Annotated in this window: 18 protein-coding genes, 1 pseudogene and 1 other annotated feature; all 19 genes and pseudogenes read left to right on the top strand. The window is 43.3% G+C overall.

Annotated features, from left to right (window positions below):
- The coding region (locus tag BUB92_RS09215; protein ID WP_242939001.1) for an EF-Tu C-terminal domain-related protein at positions 1 to 519 on the top strand (519 nt) is incomplete at its 5' end.
- Positions 520 to 660: 141 nt separating this feature from the next.
- Positions 661 to 810, top strand: coding sequence for a 50S ribosomal protein L33 (gene rpmG / locus BUB92_RS09210; protein ID WP_073093146.1), 150 nt, complete (start codon positions 661 to 663; stop codon positions 808 to 810).
- Between the two features lie 23 nt (positions 811 to 833).
- Positions 834 to 1,079, top strand: a complete 246-nt coding sequence (gene secE, locus BUB92_RS09205; RefSeq protein WP_073093144.1) for a preprotein translocase subunit SecE — start codon at positions 834 to 836, stop codon at positions 1,077 to 1,079.
- Positions 1,080 to 1,154: 75 nt separating this feature from the next.
- Positions 1,155 to 1,696: pseudogene (nusG, locus tag BUB92_RS09200) on the top strand (transcription termination/antitermination protein NusG).
- A gap of 19 nt (positions 1,697 to 1,715) precedes the next feature.
- The gene (rplK, locus tag BUB92_RS09195) at positions 1,716 to 2,141 is read left to right on the top strand and encodes a 50S ribosomal protein L11 (RefSeq protein ID WP_073093142.1); all 426 of its coding nucleotides are present in this window, start codon (positions 1,716 to 1,718) and stop codon (positions 2,139 to 2,141) included.
- Between the two features lie 56 nt (positions 2,142 to 2,197).
- Complete coding sequence (rplA, locus tag BUB92_RS09190; protein ID WP_073093140.1) at positions 2,198 to 2,899, top strand: 50S ribosomal protein L1; 702 nt, start codon at positions 2,198 to 2,200, stop codon at positions 2,897 to 2,899.
- Between the two features lie 16 nt (positions 2,900 to 2,915).
- Positions 2,916 to 3,079: a sequence feature (ribosomal protein L10 leader region), on the top strand.
- Between the two features lie 24 nt (positions 3,080 to 3,103).
- Positions 3,104 to 3,628 (top strand): 50S ribosomal protein L10, encoded by a 525-nt coding sequence (gene rplJ / locus BUB92_RS09185; RefSeq protein WP_073093150.1) that lies wholly within the window; start codon positions 3,104 to 3,106, stop codon positions 3,626 to 3,628.
- A gap of 75 nt (positions 3,629 to 3,703) precedes the next feature.
- Positions 3,704 to 4,087 carry a 50S ribosomal protein L7/L12 gene (gene rplL / locus BUB92_RS09180; RefSeq protein ID WP_073093138.1) on the top strand — a complete coding sequence of 128 codons (384 nt, stop codon included), beginning with the start codon at positions 3,704 to 3,706 and terminating at the stop codon, positions 4,085 to 4,087.
- Positions 4,088 to 4,259: 172 nt separating this feature from the next.
- On the top strand, positions 4,260 to 5,111 hold the full coding sequence (locus BUB92_RS09175; protein WP_073093136.1) for a histidinol-phosphatase HisJ family protein: 852 nt from the start codon (positions 4,260 to 4,262) through the stop codon (positions 5,109 to 5,111).
- 20 nt (positions 5,112 to 5,131) lie between these two features.
- Positions 5,132 to 6,286, top strand: a complete 1,155-nt coding sequence (locus BUB92_RS09170; RefSeq protein ID WP_242939041.1) for an inositol-3-phosphate synthase — start codon at positions 5,132 to 5,134, stop codon at positions 6,284 to 6,286.
- Positions 6,286 to 7,638 (top strand): sugar phosphate nucleotidyltransferase, encoded by a 1,353-nt coding sequence (locus BUB92_RS09165; RefSeq protein ID WP_073093132.1) that lies wholly within the window; start codon positions 6,286 to 6,288, stop codon positions 7,636 to 7,638. Before BUB92_RS09170 ends, BUB92_RS09165 begins: the two co-directional genes overlap by 1 nt.
- Positions 7,639 to 7,778: 140 nt before the next feature.
- The gene (locus BUB92_RS09160; protein ID WP_143156916.1) at positions 7,779 to 8,414 is read left to right on the top strand and encodes a hypothetical protein; all 636 of its coding nucleotides are present in this window, start codon (positions 7,779 to 7,781) and stop codon (positions 8,412 to 8,414) included.
- 206 nt (positions 8,415 to 8,620) lie between these two features.
- The gene (gene rpoB / locus BUB92_RS09155) at positions 8,621 to 11,995 is read left to right on the top strand and encodes a DNA-directed RNA polymerase subunit beta (protein ID WP_073093148.1); all 3,375 of its coding nucleotides are present in this window, start codon (positions 8,621 to 8,623) and stop codon (positions 11,993 to 11,995) included.
- A gap of 55 nt (positions 11,996 to 12,050) precedes the next feature.
- The gene (rpoC, locus tag BUB92_RS09150; RefSeq protein ID WP_073093127.1) at positions 12,051 to 15,587 is read left to right on the top strand and encodes a DNA-directed RNA polymerase subunit beta'; all 3,537 of its coding nucleotides are present in this window, start codon (positions 12,051 to 12,053) and stop codon (positions 15,585 to 15,587) included.
- Positions 15,588 to 15,711: 124 nt separating this feature from the next.
- Positions 15,712 to 15,960, top strand: coding sequence for a L7Ae/L30e/S12e/Gadd45 family ribosomal protein (locus BUB92_RS09145; RefSeq protein WP_073093125.1), 249 nt, complete (start codon positions 15,712 to 15,714; stop codon positions 15,958 to 15,960).
- A gap of 21 nt (positions 15,961 to 15,981) precedes the next feature.
- Entirely contained in the window at positions 15,982 to 16,362 is a 381-nt protein-coding gene (gene rpsL, locus BUB92_RS09140) for a 30S ribosomal protein S12 (protein WP_073093123.1), read from the top strand.
- A gap of 14 nt (positions 16,363 to 16,376) precedes the next feature.
- Complete coding sequence (rpsG, locus tag BUB92_RS09135; RefSeq protein WP_073093121.1) at positions 16,377 to 16,847, top strand: 30S ribosomal protein S7; 471 nt, start codon at positions 16,377 to 16,379, stop codon at positions 16,845 to 16,847.
- Positions 16,848 to 16,872: 25 nt separating this feature from the next.
- On the top strand, positions 16,873 to 18,960 hold the full coding sequence (gene fusA, locus BUB92_RS09130; RefSeq protein ID WP_278280523.1) for an elongation factor G: 2,088 nt from the start codon (positions 16,873 to 16,875) through the stop codon (positions 18,958 to 18,960).
- A 55-nt stretch (positions 18,961 to 19,015) separates the two neighbouring features.
- Positions 19,016 to 19,536: GTP-binding protein (locus tag BUB92_RS09125; protein WP_143156881.1), on the top strand; the 521-nt coding region annotated here is incomplete at its 3' end.

The following is a 19,536-nucleotide window of genomic DNA, read 5'->3' as shown; positions in this document are numbered from 1 at the left end:
AGAGGAACGGTAACCACCGGGAGAGTAGAGAGAGGAACAGTAAAAGTAGGGGACGAAGTAGAGATAGTAGGGTTAAGAGAAGAGACCAAGAAGACGGTATGTACCGGAGTAGAGATGTTCAGGAAGCTGCTTGATTTTGCTCAGGCAGGAGACAACATAGGGACCTTATTAAGAGGTGTGGACAGGAAAGAAGTAGAAAGAGGGATGGTTTTGGCCAAGCCTGGCAGCATAAAGCCGCACACCAAATTCAATGCTGAGGTATATGTATTAACCAAGGAAGAAGGGGGAAGACACACTCCGTTCTTCAGCGGATACAGGCCGCAGTTTTATTTCCGCACAACGGACGTAACCGGAGTAATTTCACTTCCTGAAGGTGTAGAGATGGTAATGCCGGGAGACAATGTGCAGATGACCATAGAACTTATCACCCCGATAGCTATAGAAGAAGGGTTAAGATTTGCTATAAGAGAAGGCGGAAGAACGGTAGGAGCCGGTGTAGTTACTTCTATAATTGAATAAGGATGAGAAAAAAGGAAAAAGCTTAGATACAGCAGGGCTTATTTCCCCTGCTGTATTTTGGTATGGGCATTCCCTTGACATATGATACAGCTTGTGCTAGAGTATTGTAGGATTTTTGTGCACGATACGGAGGTGGCAAAGATGAGAGTGGGAATAACTTTGGCTTGCACAGAGTGCAAACAGCGCAATTATACTACCACCAAGAATAAGAAAAAACATACCGAAAGGCTTGAAGTTAGGAAATACTGCAAATTCTGTAATGCCCATACTTTGCATCGGGAAATTAAGTAATATTATTGGGGATGTGAATAAACTTGGCTAAAGAGAATGTTCCTGTTAAAAAAGAAGAAAACCGTCTGGCGCAAAAAATAAACAGTGCCAAAGAATATTTGCTAAGTTCTTATAATGAACTTAAGAAAGTGCACTGGCCTAACCGTACCCAGCTGATTGGGTATACGGGAGTAGTTCTTTTTACTGTTTTGCTGGTGGGCTTAATTATATGGCTTTTCGATTCCGGGCTTTCTTTTGTACTGGAAAAGCTTTTTAAGGCCATGGCATAATATGAGGAGGTGCCCCCCATTACTGCTGACAAGGAATTGGAACAGAAAAAATCCAGGTCCTCCAAGGAAGAAGTTATAGACCTTGACTCTTTTAAGGGAGAATGGTATGTAGTCCATACTTATTCGGGTTATGAAAATAAGATTAAAATCGACCTGGCCAAAAGAGTAGAAACCATGCATATGCAGGACAAGATCTTCGGGGTTTTAGTTCCTGAGGAACAGGAGATAGAATATAAAGGTGGCAAAAAGAAAGTAACGAGTAAAAGGGTTTTCCCCGGCTATGTCCTGGTAAATATGATTATGGATGAAGATTCATGGTATGTAGTAAGGCATACGCCGGGCGTTACAGGATTTGTTGGTACAGGTAATAAACCGGTTCCTTTGCAGCCAGAGGAAGTGGAGAAAATACTTAAGAGAATGGGGCTTTTAGAAGCCAAGGCCAGATTATAGATGTAAATGTAGGGGAAAACGTAAAAGTAAAAAGTGGACCTTTTGCTAATTTTGAGGGAATAGTCACAGAACTGCTGCCTGATCGCGGCAAGGTAAAGGTAACAATTTCCATGTTCGGCAGGGAAACCCCTGTGGAGCTGGATTATGAACAAATAGAGAAAATCTAGTTGATGAGGAGGTGGAACGATGGCTAAGAAAGTTATAGGCAAGGTATCACTGCAGCTTCCTGCTGGTAAGGCAACACCTGCACCTCCTGTTGGACCAGCCTTGGGTCAATATGGGGTTAATATCATGGGGTTTTGCAAGGAGTACAATGCCAGAACTGCTCAACAGGCAGGTTTTATTATTCCGGTAGACATTACTATATATGAAGACCGCTCCTTTACCTTTGTAACCAAATCACCGCCAGCATCAGACCTGCTAAAGAAGGCAGCCAATGTAGAAAAAGGTTCTGGAGTGCCCAATAAAAACAAAGTAGGTAAGGTAACCAGAGCTAAGCTGATTGAGATTGCTCAAACCAAGAAAGAGGATCTCAATGCCAAAGATCTCGAGGCTGCGGTAAGGATGATTGAGGGGACTGCCCGTAGCATGGGCATTGAAGTAGTTGATTAAATGGTTAGTGATGATGTGGGAGGAAAGGTCCGATTTAACCACAAGGAGGAATAAAAATGAAAAGAGGAAAAAAATACCAGGAAGCTTTATCCAAGATCGAACGCGGTAAACTTTATGATCCCGTGGAAGCTTTAAGACTGGTTAAAGAACTTGCGCATGCTAAATTTGATGAAACCGTGGAAGTGCATGTTAAACTGGGAGTTGATCCCCGACATGCTGATCAACAGGTTAGAGGTACTGTTGCCCTGCCGCATGGAACTGGTAAAACCCGCCGGGTATTAGTTTTTGCTAAAGGCGAAAAAGCTAAAGAGGCGGAAGCGGCTGGTGCTGATTATGTGGGAGCTGAAGAACTGGTAGAAAAGATCCAGGGTGGATGGTTTGATTTCGATGTCGCCGTAGCTACCCCTGACATGATGGGGATGGTAGGTAAATTAGGTAAAATATTAGGGCCCCGGGGGTTAATGCCGAACCCCAAATCAGGGACGGTAACTATGGATATAGCTCGTACTATAAATGAGCTTAAAGCAGGAAGAATTGAGTATCGCGTAGATAAAACAGCGATTGTGCATGTTCCGATTGGCAAGGTTTCTTTTGAATTAGAAAAATTAGTAGAAAATCTCAATGCTTTTGCCGAAGCTTTGATAAAAGCTAAACCAGCTGCTGCCAAAGGGCAGTATATACGTTCAGTAACTGTTTGTTCCACTATGGGGCCGGGTATAAAAATTAGCCCTCTTGCATTTACGGCAGCAAACAAGTAAACTTAATAAAGTGAATAAAATTGAAAAATAATAACTGTAGATAGTCGGTGGCCAAAGGCCTTAATGAACTGGTAAAAGTTCGCCTGCTGAGGTTATGGAATATGAGTGCCATCTTTTGGTTGCTAAAGGATGGTTTACATGCCTCTGCACTATCTGCAGAGGCATTTTCCATATATAAAGGTTTTAAAAAAGGGGGTGAATCGAGTGCCCAAGATTGAAGAAAAACAAAAAATCGTAAAAGCGATTGAAGAAGATATCAAAGAATCCACCCTGGTGGTCTTCACCGATTTTAGAGGACTTACGGTGGAAGAAATGACCAATTTGCGCGTTAAGCTCAGAATACCGGGGGTAAAATACAAGGTTTTGAAAAATACCATGATCCGATTTGCTTTGCGCAATTTAGGTCATGAAGATATAGCCGAGCAGATTGAAGGCCCTAATGCGGTTCTTTTCAGCAAAGATGACCCGGTTACTCCAGCTAAGGTGTTGTTTGATTTTATCAAAGAGACGAAAAAGCTGGAAGTAAAGGGTGGAATACTGGAAGGCAAGCTGGTAACTGCTGATAAAGTAAAGGCTTTGGCTGATCTGCCCCCGAGAGAAGTGCTGGTGGCTCAGGTGCTTGGCACTATGCAGGCACCCATTCAAGGTTTGGTCACGGTGCTTAATGCCAATATCGCTGGTTTGGTAAGAGCTTTGGATCAAATAAGAGAACAAAAGGCTGCTAGTTAATCTGTTTGGTTCCGCATTTGGTGCTGATAAAAAATAATTTAATTTTAATGAGAATTAAAGGGAGGTTATTAAGTAATGAGTAAAGTACAAGAAGTTATTGATATTATCAAAGGTTTAACTGTTCTGGAGCTTTCTGAACTGGTAAAAGCTTTAGAAGAAGAGTTTGGTGTTAGTGCTGCTGCTCCTGTGGCAGTTGCAGCTATGCCGGCAGCTGGTGCTGCTGCTCCTGCTGAAGCTGCGGAAGAAAAGACTGAGTTTGATGTAATCCTGACTTCAGCTGGTGACAAGAAAGTTAATGTTATCAAGGTAGTTCGCGAAATAACCGGTTTAGGCTTAAAAGAAGCCAAGGACCTGGTTGACAGCGCTCCGAAACCGATTAAGGAAAAAGTATCTAAACAGGAAGCTGAAGAAATCAAGGCTAAGATTCAAGAAGCTGGCGGTTCTGTGGAAATTAAATAACCTGGTTGCTAAAAAAGCGGCTTCGGCCGCTTTTTTTACATAGTAGTGGGTATTGACTTTTTATCTCTGGTGTATATAATATATTATCGAATATGGTGTAGACCTAATAATAAGGCATATTAGAAAACCTTATCTTCTTTTTGGGCTTAGCTAGTCAGAAAGGGGGTAGGGTTTGTTTATTGTAGAAGAAGGACATGCCGCTCATTTAGAGAGTGATTATCATATCCATTCTTCTTTTTCCGCCGATTCTAATTCAGGATTAGAGCTTATCTGTTTTACTGCCCTTCGTTCTGGTATCAGGGAAATTGGAATCACTGATCATCTTTCTTTTAATCCCCATGACCCTAATTTCGGCTTACTTAACCAATCAGTTTCTAGTTATATAAGAGAAATAGAAAAGCAGAGAAAGAGGTTTGCACCGCGGTTAAATATACTAACCGGGGTGGAAATTGATTATGCCTGGGAGAAGGAAAAAGAAATAGCAAGTTTTTTGTCGGCTTATAGTTTTGATTATCATCTGTTTTCTATCCACCATATTGATGGCATTTCCCTTATGGATAGATGTTTTTATGAGAAATATGCCCCCGAAGAGGGGATTAAAAAGTATATAGATGCTTTAAAGTATGCTGTTTTGTTTCCCTATACGCAAATAATTGCCCATATTGATTGGATAAAGAGGGGATGGCAAAAATATTGGCTTGATTTTCCTTATCATTCGGAAATCCTGTTGGATTTCGGCTTGGATGGGATTTTGAAAACCATGGCCGACAGGGGGATTATTTTGGAAATCAACACTTCAGGGTATCGGCGTGAGGGGGGAGAGGCTTTTCCCGCCTTCCCTGTTTTATGCTGTTATAGAGATGTAGGGGGTAAATACTGCATCCTTGGGTCAGATGCTCATCAGGCAGGGGAAATAGCTTACAGGTTTGCAGAGGCTCATAAAATGGCTGCTTACCTGGGGCTGCAGTTGATCACACCTGGCTATTTAAAAAAAGTTAACAACCAGGCTTTAAATAAATATTAATAAAAAGAGGAGGGATGCTGGTGGAAAACAAAAAAATACGAGTAGCTATTGCTGGTGTAGGTAATTGTGCAAGTGCTCTTTTACAGGGGATTGAGCTTTATTCCCGGGATGAGGAGTTGAAAAAAGATCCCATTGGTTTGATGCATTATGATCTGGGAGGCTACAAGCCTGAGGATATCGAGATAGTAGCTGCTTTTGATATTGATGCGCGCAAGGTAGGGAAACCTCTTAAGGAAGCTCTGTTTGCCAAACCTAATTGCACCAAGGTATTTTATCCTCATCTACCTGATTATCCGGTAACAGTGCAGATGGGACCGGTTTTAGATGGTTTCTCTGAACATATGAAAGATTATCCGGAAGATCAGACCTTTGTCCTGGCCGATGCTGAGCCAGTAGATGTGGTGCAGGTTTTAAAAGATAGCCGGGCAGAGATATTGATAAATTATTTACCGGTAGGCTCAGAAGAGGCAGCCCGGTTTTATGCTGATGCCTGCCTTAAGGCGGGAGTAGGCTTTATAAATGCTATGCCGGTTTTCATAGCTTCTGATCCCGAATGGGCAGAACGCTTTAGGAGAAGGGGTCTTCCTATTATAGGTGATGATGTGAAGTCCCAGGTAGGGGCTACTATTACCCACCGGGTTCTTACCAAGCTTTTTGAAGACCGGGGGGTTAAGATTACCAGGACTTATCAGCTGAATTTTGGAGGTAATACCGACTTTTTAAACATGCTTAACCGCAGCCGGCTTAAATCAAAGAAAAAATCAAAAACCCAGGCTGTGCAATCAGAAATGAAAATCCCTATGGTAGATAATGATATACACATAGGGCCTAGTGATTATGTGCCGTGGCTTAAAGATAACAAGGTATGTATGATACGGATGGAAGGTCTGGGGTTTGGTAAAGTACCTATGGAACTGGAACTGAGGCTTTCGGTAGAAGATTCCCCCAATAGCGCAGGGGTTATTATCGATGCTATCCGTTGCATGAAACTGGCATTAGATAGAAAGTTAAGCGGACCTCTTTATGAGATTTCTGCTTACACGATGAAATCGCCTCCTATACAATTTACTGATGCTGAGGCGAGAAAAATGGTAGAGGAATTTATTAGAGGTGAAGACTATAAACTAGATTTTACGCTGGCAGCCAGAACGATGGCAGGTGAAGCCGGGAAGTAATGAAAGCATTGGTCATTGCTGCAGGAGAAGGTAAGAGATTCAGGGAAAGGGGATATAAAGGGGTTAAGCCCCTTTATTCCCTTTTAGGGCTTTCTCTTTTGGAGAGAACGTTGCTTTCTTTGCGCGAGGCAGGGGTAAAGGAAGTAGTTGTAGTTTTAGGATATAGAGGTGAAGAGATAAAAGCGAAAATAGGAAGCGGGGACAAATGGGGTATTAAGGTTGATTATGTAGTAAATGAGAGATGGTTTTTAGGAAATGGGATATCAGTGCTGAGTGCCCGGGAATTTTTCCAAAATGAAGAATCTTTTCTTCTTACTATGGCTGATCATATTTGGGACCTGCAAGCCTTAACCAGGATAGCGGAACTAAAGCCGAACCCTGGGGAAGTATATGTAGGGGCTGATTATAAGCTGGAGGAGATAGTTGATTTAGAAGAAGCGACCAGGTTGCAGGTAGAAGGGATAAAAATAAGGAGAATAGGAAAAGGCTTAAAAGACTTTAATGCCGTTGACTGCGGGGTTTTTCATGCTACCCCTTATATATTTGAAATATTGGCGAAGGCAGAAAAAGAAGGCAAGTACACGCTAAGTGAAGCCTTGCAGATAATGGCCGAAGAAGGAAATCTCCTGGCTGCTGACATTGGAGAAAGCTGGTGGATAGATGTTGATACTCCGGAAGAAGCAATAAGGGCGGAGCAGATTTTGCTTAAGTTTTTGCCGGCGCCTAAAGATGGCTTGATTGCCCGCTATATTAACAGGCGGTTTTCGCTTTTTTTGACTCGCTGGCTGGCGCGTACAGATATTCATCCTAACCAGATATCGCTTATCAGCTTTATTTTATGTTTAGGAGGAGCTTTTCTTTTTGGGCTAGGTTTAAGCCCGGCAGGAGGGATTTTAGCCCAGCTAGCTTCTATTGTCGATGGAGTAGATGGAGAGATAGCCAGGCTTAAATTTTTGCGTTCCGCCTGGGGAGAGTTTTTAGATGCGATGCTTGACCGTTACGGGGATGGCATCCTTATTATAGGCATGGCTTTAGGTGCTTATGATGGTAATAATGGGCAGACAGTGTTTTGCTGGTTGAGTTTAGCCCTTTTAGGTGCTCCTATGTCTATGTTAATTAAGGAAAAATTCAGGAATATTTGGGGGCAGCTATATTTGCCGGAGAAAGAAGGTATATGGGCTAATCTGTTACTGGGTAACAGGGATGGCAGGCTTTTTGTGATTATGCTGGCAGGGATTTTTCACTCTCCTCTGTGGGGGTTAGCTATTTTAGCCATTACTTCTCATCTGCTTACCTTTATAAGGATAGTCAATATAAGAAAGTTTTGCCCTGCAGATGGAGATATAAATTAAAGATTTAAGCGGCTCCGGCCGCTTTTTTTATGTAAAATTTTACTTTTACATTTATCTTCTGGTATAATTCTAAAAGCAGCGCGACTAATAAGAAAAGAGGGATGGGAAAAATGGGCAAGGAGTATAGGTGGGGGATTTTTTTGCTCTTTTTATGGACCCTTATTTTTTTCCCCGGACAGGTAGAAGCAAGGGGGAGTGAGGTAGAGGTAAGCCTGATCTTACGCGATGATAAAAAAATAGTAGAAAAAGTGGTGATAAAAGAACCCTGGCCGGAAGCAGGTTTATGGTATGATAACCAATTTACATTGAGTGATGGTAAGCTTATCGGGGAAAGAAAAGCGGAGAATTGGGAAGAGTATAATGCCTTAATGGGAAGTTTCCCCCTGGAAGTTCAGGTTAAAAATCGTATTTTATGGGATAATTATATAATAAGGAGTAATTATGGGAAAAATAAACTGGTAGATGACTTAACTCTACATGCTGATAAGGTAGTTTTTTCCTTACAAATACCGGGGATTATAAAAGAAGCTTCTGCTTCCACGAAAGAAGGGAACAGACTGGTTTGGGTTATTTCTTCTGATGAGAGGCCGGACATTTATGTGAGGGCTGTGGTGATAGATGGCTTTAGGCTGGCTTTGTTTATCCTGGGTATAGGTATTTTGCTGGCATTTGGTTATTTCATAAGTGCAGTGCTTAAGGTAAACAAGATAATAGAAGAGGAATACAGCCTTAATATGCCGGAAACAGCTGAAAACGAAGAAAAAAACCAGGAATAAAGGAAAAAGCACAAAATTTTGCCCGGGCAGGGGATTTTAATTTAATTTCTTGACTTGACATTATTGTTGTGATAAAATCAATAATTGCCATTGTATTAAGTAAAGAAGGTTTTGGCAACTAGCAGGGCTTAAAAGCGAGGTTTAGCATAACCTTGCTTTTCACACGTTTTGGAATAATTAAAAGGGGTGATTTTGCATTGGCCCATATGCAAAAGTTCGGCAGGGTAGAGAGGCTTAGTTATTCCCGCATTCCGGAAGTAATTGAATTACCCAACCTTATTGAAGTTCAGCTTAAATCATACAAGTGGTTTTTAGAGCAAGGCTTGAGGGAAGCACTGGAGGAAGTGTTTCCTATTACTGATTTTGCGGGCAATTTTGAGCTTGACTTTTTAGACTATACCTTGGGAGAACCCAAGTATTCAGTTAATGAATGTAAAGAAAGAGATGTCAGCTATCAGGCTCCTTTGAAGCTAAAGGTCAGGCTGACCGAAAAAAGTACAGGGGAGATTAAGGAATCAGAAGTGTATATGGGCGATCTGCCACTGATGACGGAGAGAGGCACCTTTATAATAAATGGTGCGGAAAGGGTGGTAGTAAGTCAGCTGGTAAAATCACCCGGGGTGTATTTTAGTGATCGTGTAGATGTGGCAGGCAATGTTTTATATGGTGCCACTATTATTCCTAATCGCGGAGCATGGTTTGAACTGGAGATGGACAGTTCTGGAGCTATATATGCCAGAATTGATAAAAATAGAAAATTAGTAGTAACTGCCTTTTTGCGGGCTTTGGGCTATGAAACGAATGAAGATATATTAGCATTATACGATAATGACGAAGCTATCAAAAAGACTTTGGACAAGGATAATACCACCAGTAAACGTGAAGCTTTGATTGAGTTTTATCGCAGGCTGAGGCCGGGAGAAATGGCAACTGAGGATGCAGCCGAAACCTTACTCCATAATCTGTTTTTTGACCCGCGCCGTTATGATTTAGCTCATGTAGGAAGATATAAGATAAATAAAAAATTGGGCCTTGATATTCCTGCTGATGTAAGGCATCTAACCAAAGAAGATATCATAGAGACTATACGTTATCTTATCGGGCTTATAAATGGACAAGGCAAAACCGATATTATAGATCATCTGGGAAACAGACGCTTGCGTTCGATTGGAGAGCTTTTGCAGAACCAGTTCCGTACCGGTTTGGTGCGTATGGAACGCGTAGTGCGCGAGCGCATGAGTTTGCATGACATAGAAAATTTAACCCCGCAAGTGCTCATTAATATAAGGCCTATAAGTGCTGCGGTGAAAGAATTTTTCGGCAGTTCCCAATTATCCCAGTTTATGGATCAAACTAATCCTTTGGCCGAGCTTACGCATAAAAGGCGTTTAAGTGCGCTGGGGCCGGGAGGGCTCACCCGCGAAAGGGCTGGTTTCCAGGTACGCGATGTTCACCATTCGCACTATGGACGCATTTGTCCTATAGAAACGCCGGAAGGACCTAACATAGGGCTTATCGGATCACTTGCTACCTATAGCCGGGTCAACCAGTTTGGTTTCATCGAAACCCCTTACCGCAAGGTAGATAAGGAAAATAAAAGGGTTTTGGATGAAATCGTATACCTTTCGGCTGATGAAGAAGAAAATTACACCATTGCTCAGGCTAACAGCCCGGTAGATGAAAATGGCTATTTTATTGGGGAACGTATAGAAGCGCGTAGAGGCGAAGAAATTGTGGAGGTAAGCCCTTCGCAGGTAGATTATATGGACGTTTCTCCCAAACAGGTATTCAGTGTGGCTACTTCTCTTATTCCCTTTTTGGAAAATGACGATGCTAACCGTGCTTTGATGGGGGCTAACATGCAGAGGCAGGCAGTTCCCCTTATTAAGACCGAAAGGCCGATTGTAGGCACCGGGCTCGAATATAAGGCAGCTAAAGATTCGGGAGCCGTGGTGGTATGCAAGCGGAGCGGAGTAGTAAAGAGTGTAAGTGCCAACCGGATTGTTATCCAGACTGATGACGGCAAATTAGATACTTATGAATTGCTTAAGTTTATGCGCTCGAACCAGGGAACTTGCTATAATCAGCGGCCTATTGTAGAAGTGGGAGAAAGGGTAGAGGCGGACACGATTATAGCTGATGGACCTAGTACCGACCAGGGAGAGCTGGCTCTGGGTAAAAATGTCCTGGTGGCTTTTATGCCCTGGGAAGGATATAACTATGAAGATGCTATTTTGCTTTCGGAACGCCTGGTAAGAGAAGATGTGTTTACCTCTATCCATATCGAAGAGTACGAATGTGAGGCCCGGGATACTAAATTGGGGCCGGAAGAGATAACGCGCGATATTCCCAATGTATCAGAAGATATGCTGAAGAATCTTGATGAACATGGGATTATAAGGGTAGGGGCGGAAGTAAGGCCTGATGATATCCTGGTGGGTAAAGTAACCCCGAAAGGGGAGACAGAGTTAACCCCAGAAGAAAGGCTTTTAAGAGCTATATTTGGTGAAAAGGCGAGAGAAGTTAGAGATTCTTCACTTAGGGTGCCGCATGGGGAATCAGGCAAGGTGGTAGCGGTTAAAAAGTTTTCGCGGGAAAACGGAGATGAGCTTCCACCAGGTGTAAATCAGCTGGTAAGGGTTTATGTGGCTCAGAAACGCAAAATATCTGAAGGAGACAAGATGGCAGGGCGCCATGGGAATAAAGGGGTTATATCTAGGATAATGCCGATAGAGGATATGCCTTTCCTGGCTGATGGAACGCCGATTGATATTGTATTAAATCCCCTAGGAGTTCCTTCCCGTATGAACATAGGGCAGATTTTGGAATGTCATATGGGATGGGCTGCTAAGGAGCTGGGTCTGCACATTGCCACTCCTGTATTTGATGGGGCTACGGAAGAAGATATTTTTGCTAAACTTAAGGAAGCAGGACTTCCGGAAACCGGGAAAACGATACTTTATGATGGACGTACAGGAGAACCTTTTGATAACCCGGTAACGGTAGGGGTTCTCTATATGTTAAAACTTGCTCATCTGGTTGATGATAAGATACATGCTAGATCTATTGGACCTTATTCTCTGGTTACCCAGCAGCCTTTGGGTGGAAAAGCCCAATTTGGCGGCCAGCGCTTTGGAGAAATGGAAGTTTGGGCTTTAGAAGCTTATGGAGCTGCTTATACTTTACAGGAGATATTAACCGTAAAATCAGATGATGTAGTAGGAAGGCTCAAGACTTATGAAGCTATAGTAAAAGGGGAAAACATACCTGAGCCTGGAGTTCCGGAAGGGTTTAAAGTGCTCATAAAAGAACTGCAAAGTTTGGCTCTGGATGTTAGAGTTTTAGCAGGAGATGACCAGGAAGTTGAAATAAAAGGAGCCGATTATGAAGCTATGGAACGCGATAGGGCTCAGGAGCTGGGGATTGAGTTGCCCTTGTCTATAGCTACTGTAAATCAGAGGGTCGAGGAAGATAGGGGAGAAGATGATGAAGAAGATCTGGAAGATATTGATGAATTAGATATTGTTCGTGATCTGGAAGATGTAGATGAAGATTTAGACTTTGAGGATGATGGATTTTAGATAAATAGACTCTCAAGGAAGAAGGGCCATAATCTTCTGGAAGGGAGAGACTAATTTGTTGGATGTTAATAATTTCGAACGCATAAAAATATCTCTGGCATCTCCGGAACAGATTCGTTCCTGGAGCAGTGGAGAAGTAAAAAAACCTGAAACCATAAATTATCGTACTTTAAGGCCGGAAAAAGAAGGGCTGTTTTGTGAAAAAATATTTGGGCCAGTTAAAGACTGGGAATGCCATTGTGGGAAATATAAGAGGGTACGGCATAAAGGCATAGTTTGTGACAGATGTGGGGTAGAAGTAACAACTTCTAAAGTGCGGCGCGAAAGAATGGGACATATTGAGCTGGCTGCCCCGGTATGCCATATATGGTATTTAAAAGGTATTCCCAGCCGTATAGGGCTTCTTCTTGATATTTCGCCTAAAGTTTTAGAAAAAGTAATCTATTTTGTAAATTATATCGTCATAGATCCAGGTGATACACCGCTTATAAAATATCAGCTGTTAAATGAAAAAGAATACCGGGAATACAGGGAAAAATATGGGAACAGTTTCCGGGCCGGCATGGGAGCCGAAGCAGTCAAGATTCTTCTGCAGGAGGTGGATCTGGAAAAGCTGTCCCGGGAGCTGAAAGAAGAGATTGCCAACAGTACCGGGCAGAGAAAATCCCGGGCCATAAAAAGACTGGAAGTGGTGGAAGCATTTCGCCTGTCGGGTAATAAACCGGAATGGATGATTCTGGATGTGCTGCCAGTAATACCTCCGGAATTACGGCCTATGGTACAGCTGGATGGTGGGCGTTTTGCTACTTCGGACCTTAATGACCTGTACCGCCGGGTTATAAACCGCAATAACCGTTTAAAGAGGCTAATGGATTTAGGGGCTCCGGATATAATTGTGCGCAATGAGAAAAGGATGCTGCAGGAAGCTGTTGATGCTCTTATTGATAATGGAAGAAGAGGAAGGCCGGTAGTCGGACCTGGTAATCGTCCCCTAAAATCCCTGAGTGACATGCTGAAAGGGAAGCAGGGGCGGTTCCGCCAGAATCTGCTGGGTAAGCGTGTTGACTACTCAGGACGTTCCGTTATAGTAGTAGGGCCCAAACTTAAGATGCATCAGTGTGGACTCCCTAAAGAGATGGCCCTGGAGCTTTTTAAGCCCTTTGTAATGAAAAAACTGGTTGATAAAGGTTTGGCTTCTAATATAAAAAGTGCCAAAAAGATGGTGGAAAGAGGCCGGGATGAGGTATGGGATATACTGGAAGATGTTATTAAAGAACATCCTGTGCTTTTGAACCGCGCTCCTACTCTGCACCGACTGGGAATTCAGGCTTTTGAGCCTATTCTGGTAGAAGGAAGAGCTATTCAGCTTCATCCGTTGGTATGTACGGCTTACAATGCTGACTTTGACGGGGACCAGATGGCGGTACATGTGCCGTTATCAGCTGAAGCGCAAACCGAAGCCCGGCTTTTGATGCTAGCTACCAACAATATTTTAAATCCCAAGGATGGGAAGCCGGTAGTTACTCCTACTCAGGATATGGTTATAGGTATATACTACCTTACTTATATGAGCCAGGAAGAGTGGGCAAGAGAAAATCCTCGCGCCTTCAGCTCACCTGAAGAGGCCCAGATGGCTTATGAAGCCGGAATTATAAAGCTGCATGAAAAAATAAAGGTGCGCATGAAACTTCCCGTCAAAACCGGAAAGGAATTCCTTAAAGATCCTGCTCCGGCATATAAAGAGCAGATTATTGAAACCTCGGTGGGAAGAGTCATATTTAATGAGATTATTCCTGATAGTCTTGGATATTACAATGAAATTATTGACAAGAAAAAATTGGGCAATATTGTTTATGACTGCTATCGTCTGGAAGGCAATGCGAAGACGGCCATTATGCTGGATGGCATTAAAGAACTGGGGTATAAGTTTAGCACCCGGGCCGGAATTAGTGTGGGCTTGATTGATTTTAAAACTCCGGAAGCCAAGGCCGAGATAATTGCTGCTGCGGATAGAGAAGTAGACTCTATTCAGCATGATTATATGATGGGGCTTATAACCGAAGAAGAAAGACATAACCAGATTGTAGAAATCTGGACCAAGGCTACGGACGAAGTAACCGAAGCTTTAAAGAATTCGCTTCCCGAAGATAACCCGGTATATATGATGGCCATATCCGGAGCTCGTGGTAATATGCAGCAGATTAGGCAGCTGGCAGGTATGCGCGGGCTTATGGCTGACCCTTCGGGTAAGATCATAGACTTGCCTATTAAGGCTAACTTCCGTGAGGGGCTTACCGTTCTGGAATACTTTATATCTACACATGGAGCGAGAAAAGGATTGGCTGACACGGCATTGAGAACTGCCGACTCGGGATATCTTACCCGGCGTCTGGTAGATGTATCTCAGGATGTAATTGTGCGGGAAGCTGACTGTGGAACTTTAGAAGGGGTATGGGTAGAAAAAATAACCGAAGGCTCCCAGCTTATAGAGCCTTTACATCAGCGCATAATAGGCAGAGTATCGGTAGATACCATAGTGCATCCCGAGACAGGTGAGGTTTTAGTTGAAGAAAACACGGTAATAGATGACGAAGCCGGTTATGCTATAGAAAAAGCTGGTATTGAAAGGGTAAAAATAAGGTCTGTACTTACCTGTAAAACTAAACACGGAGTATGCCAGAAATGTTACGGCCGCAATCTGGCTACCGGTTATGATGTGGAAATAGGAGAAGCCGTAGGAACTCTGGCCGCTCAGTCTATAGGTGAGCCAGGAACTCAGCTTACCATGCGCACTTTCCACACCGGTGGTATTGCCGGAGAAGATATTACCCGTGGTTTGCCGCGTGTTGAAGAGTTATTTGAAGTACGCAAGCCCAAAGGACAGGCATTAGTAACCGAAGTCAGCGGACGGGTACATTTTGTGGAAAATAAAGGCAAGAGGGAAGTCCAGATCCTGGGCGACCAGGGTGAGGTTTTAGCCAGCTATCCAGTACATTATGGTTCCCGGCTTAAAGTAGGAGAAGGCGACTATGTTGAAATAGGGGATGCTTTGACCGAAGGACCTTTAAATCCGCATGATATTTTGCATACCAAGGGGTTACAGGCCGTGCAGCAATATCTGCTGCAGGAAGTACAAAAGGTTTACCGTTCGCAGGGTGTGGATATAAATGACAAGCACATTGAAATAATGATCCGCCAGATGTTAAAGAAAGTGCGGATAGAGGATGCAGGAGATACTAATCTGCTGCCAGGTTCTTTTGTGGATATTGCTACTTTTGAAGAAGAAAACCTGCGCGTAATCAGGGAAAATAAGCTGCCGGCGGTATGCAGTCCCATGCTCTTAGGTATTACCAAGGCTTCACTTAATACCGAATCTTTCCTGTCGGCTGCTTCTTTCCAGGAAACTACTAAAGTTTTAACCGAAGCAGCTATAAAAGGAAAAGTGGATACCCTTATTGGCCTTAAGGAAAATGTTATAATAGGTAAGCTTATACCGGCCGGAACCGGGTATCCTATTTACAAAAAAGTAAATATTTGTGAAAACAAGCCTCTGTCTGATGAAAATGCCGGCAGGGAGGCGGGGGAACAATAGTAGCTGTTATTTAAGAAGCGAAATAAAATATTTGACTTTAGAAGGAGCCAAGTGCTAAAATATCTAAGTGCGTGGCAAGTAAACTCTATAGGCTTGGATCTAATCAAGCGAGGAGGGTTAAGGATTGCCATTAGCAGAACTTAAAAATGCGCCCAAGGTAATAGGAACCAAGCAGGTTAAGAAAGCTATTGCCAAGGGAAATGCCAGAAAAGTTTATATTGCCTGTGATGCTGAACCGCATATTACTGAACCTATAAAGGCGGCATGCCTGGAAAAGAATATTGAGATAGAGATGGTAGAGAGTATGGAAATATTAGGCCATACCTGTGGTATTGATGTAGGTTCAGCCGCAGTAGCTATAATCAATGAATAAGCCGGGGAAGGAGGTGCAAAGATGCCGACTATAAATCAACTGGTAAGGAAAGGACGTTCCAAGGTAAAAAGAAAATCAACTGCACCAGCCCTCAAAAGCTGTCCGCAGAAGAGAGGGGTATGTACCCGTGTTTATACTACAACCCCTAAGAAGCCTAACTCTGCTTTGCGCAAAGTAGCCAGGGTAAGACTTACCAATGGAATCGAAGTTACTGCCTATATTCCTGGTATTGGGCACAATCTGCAGGAACACTCGGTAGTCCTGATTAGAGGTGGCAGGGTAAAGGATTTGCCAGGGGTAAGATATCATATAATCAGAGGAACTTTGGATGCAGCCGGGGTACAGAATCGTGCCCAGGGAAGATCTAAATATGGTACTAAGAGACCTAAACAGAAGAAATAGGAAGGAGGCTCGGCATGCCTAGAAAAGGGCCGGTTCCCAAAAGAGATGTTCTGCCTGACCCGATTTATGGCAGCAAAGTGTTTACCAAACTGGTCAATCAGGTTATGTGGGATGGTAAAAAGAGTCTGGCGGAAAAGATATGTTATGGGGCATTTGATATTATAGCCCAGAAAACAGGGAGAAACCCGATGGAAGTTTTTGAAGAGGCTATGAAAAATGTTATGCCCGTAGTAGAAGTAAGGCCCAGACGTGTGGGGGGAGCTAACTATCAGGTTCCGGTAGAAGTAAGACCGGAGCGGAGACAGACTCTGGCTATCAGATGGCTGGTAACCTTTGCCCGCAAACGGGGAGAAAAAACAATGATGCAGCGACTGGCTGCGGAAATAATGGATGCTGCCAATAACACAGGCGGAGCAGTTAAGAAAAAAGAAGATACCCATAAGATGGCCGAAGCAAACAAGGCTTTTGCCCATTATCGCTGGTAAAGGATAAGGCGAGGAGTGGTTTATGGTGCCTGACCATAGTAGGCTATCTGCCGTCAGAAACATAGGGATAATGGCACATATTGATGCCGGCAAGACAACTACTACGGAAAGAATACTTTATTATACAGGTAAAGTCCATAAAATGGGAGAAGTTGACAAAGGAACTGCTACCATGGATTGGATGACACAGGAGCAGGAGCGGGGTATTACTATTACTTCCGCTGCTACTACCTGCTGGTGGAAGGATCATGTCATTAACATTATCGACACGCCCGGACATGTGGACTTTACGGTGGAAGTAGAAAGGTCTTTGCGGGTGCTTGATGGCGCTATAGCTATATTTTGTGCGGTGGCTGGGGTACAGCCCCAATCAGAAACTGTCTGGCGGCAAGCTGATAAATACCACGTTCCTCGTATAGCATATATAAACAAGATGGACCGGATAGGAGCTGATTTTTTCCGGGTTGTGGATATGATGCGAAAAAATTTAGGCTGTGAACCTGTACCGGTCCAATTGCCTATAGGAGCTGAAGATTCTTTTGTCGGAGTAATTGATCTTATAAGATTAGTGGCTTACGTTTATGACCAGGATGAAACAGGTGAAACTTATACGATAAGAGAACTTACTGATGATGAAATGCTTTATGCAGAAGAGCACAGAAGTTTTCTTCTCGAAAAGCTGGCAGAGTATGATGATAATATTATGGTAAAATACCTGGAGGGGCAGGAAATTCTGCCCGAAGAGATTATAAGCTCTTTGCGCCGGGAAGTGATAGCTAACCATCTGGTTCCGGTTTTTTGTGGTTCGTCTTTCAAAAATAAAGGAGTCCAGATGCTGCTTGATGGAGTGGTCAATTATCTTCCTTCGCCTTTAGATCTTCCTCCCGTTAGAGGCAAAAGCTTATCTACCGGGGAAGAGGTCGAATTTAAGGCAGACCCGGATGAAGCATTATGTGCACTGGCTTTTAAGGTTATGAGCGATCCTTATGTGGGCAAACTCACTTATTTGAGGATTTATGCCGGTACTTTAAAAACAGGGATGCAGGTTTTAAATGTAGGCAAGGGTCGCAAAGAGCGCATAACCAAAATATTAAGGATGCATGCTAACCATAGAGAGGAAATGGATATCGCTTATGCCGGTGACATAATAGCCGGGGTAGGGTTAAAAGAAACGGTAACTGGAGATACCTTGTGTTTGGAAAGTAAAGCTGCACTGTTAGAGCCCATGAGCTTTCCTGAGCCGGTAATAGATGTAGCGATTGAACCTAAAACAAAAGCAGATCAGGATAAGATAAGTGAGAGTTTGGCCAGATTAGCCGAAGAAGATCCTACCTTTAGAACCCGAACTGATCCTGAGACCGGCCAAACCATAATATCAGGAATGGGAGAGCTCCATTTAGAGATTATTATTGACAGGCTTCTCAGAGAATTTAAGGTGAATGCTAATGTAGGCACTCCCCAGGTGGCATATAAGGAAACAGTAAAGAATAAGGCGCGTGGAGAATACAGGCTGGAAAAGCAGGTGGGGGGACGTGGGCAATTTGCTCATGTAGTTTTAGAGGTTGTCCCGCGTGAAGAAGGTAAAGGGAAAAATTTTGTTGATAAATCTTCCCCCGAAGTTATACCGCGCCAGTTTGTAGAACCAATAAAAGCCGGAATCATGGAAGCTTTACAAGCTGGTATACTGGCTGGTTATCCCGTTGATGATGTAGAAGTTGTGCTTCTGGGCGGTTCCTATGACGAAGAGGCTTCGAATGAGCAGGCCTTTAAGGTGGCGGCTATTATGGCGATAAAAGAGGTTTTGCAAAAAGCTGACCCCTGTTTATTAGAGCCGATTATGGAAATAGAAATAATCTGCCCGGAAGAGTATGTGGGTGATGTGATATCTGACCTCAATGCTAGACGCGGTAGGATACACAGTTTAGAAGAGGCTAAAGATGGGAAGATAATTAAAGGAACTGTGCCTCTGGCTGAGACTTTTGGTTATGCGACCAGTTTGCGGTCACTGAGCCAGGGCCGGGCTACATTTTCCATGCACATTAAAAATTACGCTGAAGTGCCTGAAGCTAAGAAAAGGGAAATTATCGCTAGAAGGTATGGATTGCCGATCTAGAAGTTTAATTTGATGTAAGCAGGAAAGAAAATTAGAAAGGAAAGGTGAGAACGAGATGGCAAAGGCAAAATTTGAGAGGACCAAGCCGCATGTTAACATTGGGACCATAGGGCACGTAGACCATGGCAAGACTACTTTAACTGCAGCCATAACCTATGTATTGTCCAAAGCTGGGAAGGCCCAGGCTACATCTTATGATGAAATCGACAAGGCGCCGGAAGAAAGAGAAAGAGGAATAACCATCAATACGGCACATGTAGAATATGAGACAGACAACCGGCACTATGCACATGTAGACTGTCCGGGACATGCTGACTATGTAAAGAACATGATAACTGGAGCTGCGCAGATGGACGGAGCCATACTGGTAGTAAGTGCCGCTGATGGTCCGATGCCGCAGACGAGAGAGCACATACTCCTGTCCCGTCAGGTGGGAGTACCGTATATAGTAGTATTTTTGAACAAGATAGACATGGTAGATGACGAAGAGCTTTTAGAGCTGGTAGAGATGGAAGTAAGAGAGCTGCTTAACGAATATGAATTTCCGGGAGACGATGTACCTGTAATCAGGGGATC

This window comes from Thermosyntropha lipolytica DSM 11003, from assembly GCF_900129805.1.
Lineage (GTDB): Bacteria > Bacillota > Syntrophomonadia > Syntrophomonadales > Syntrophomonadaceae > Thermosyntropha > Thermosyntropha lipolytica.
Note: the sequence above shows the minus strand (reverse complement) of the source record. Positions and strands in the feature narration are given on the sequence as shown.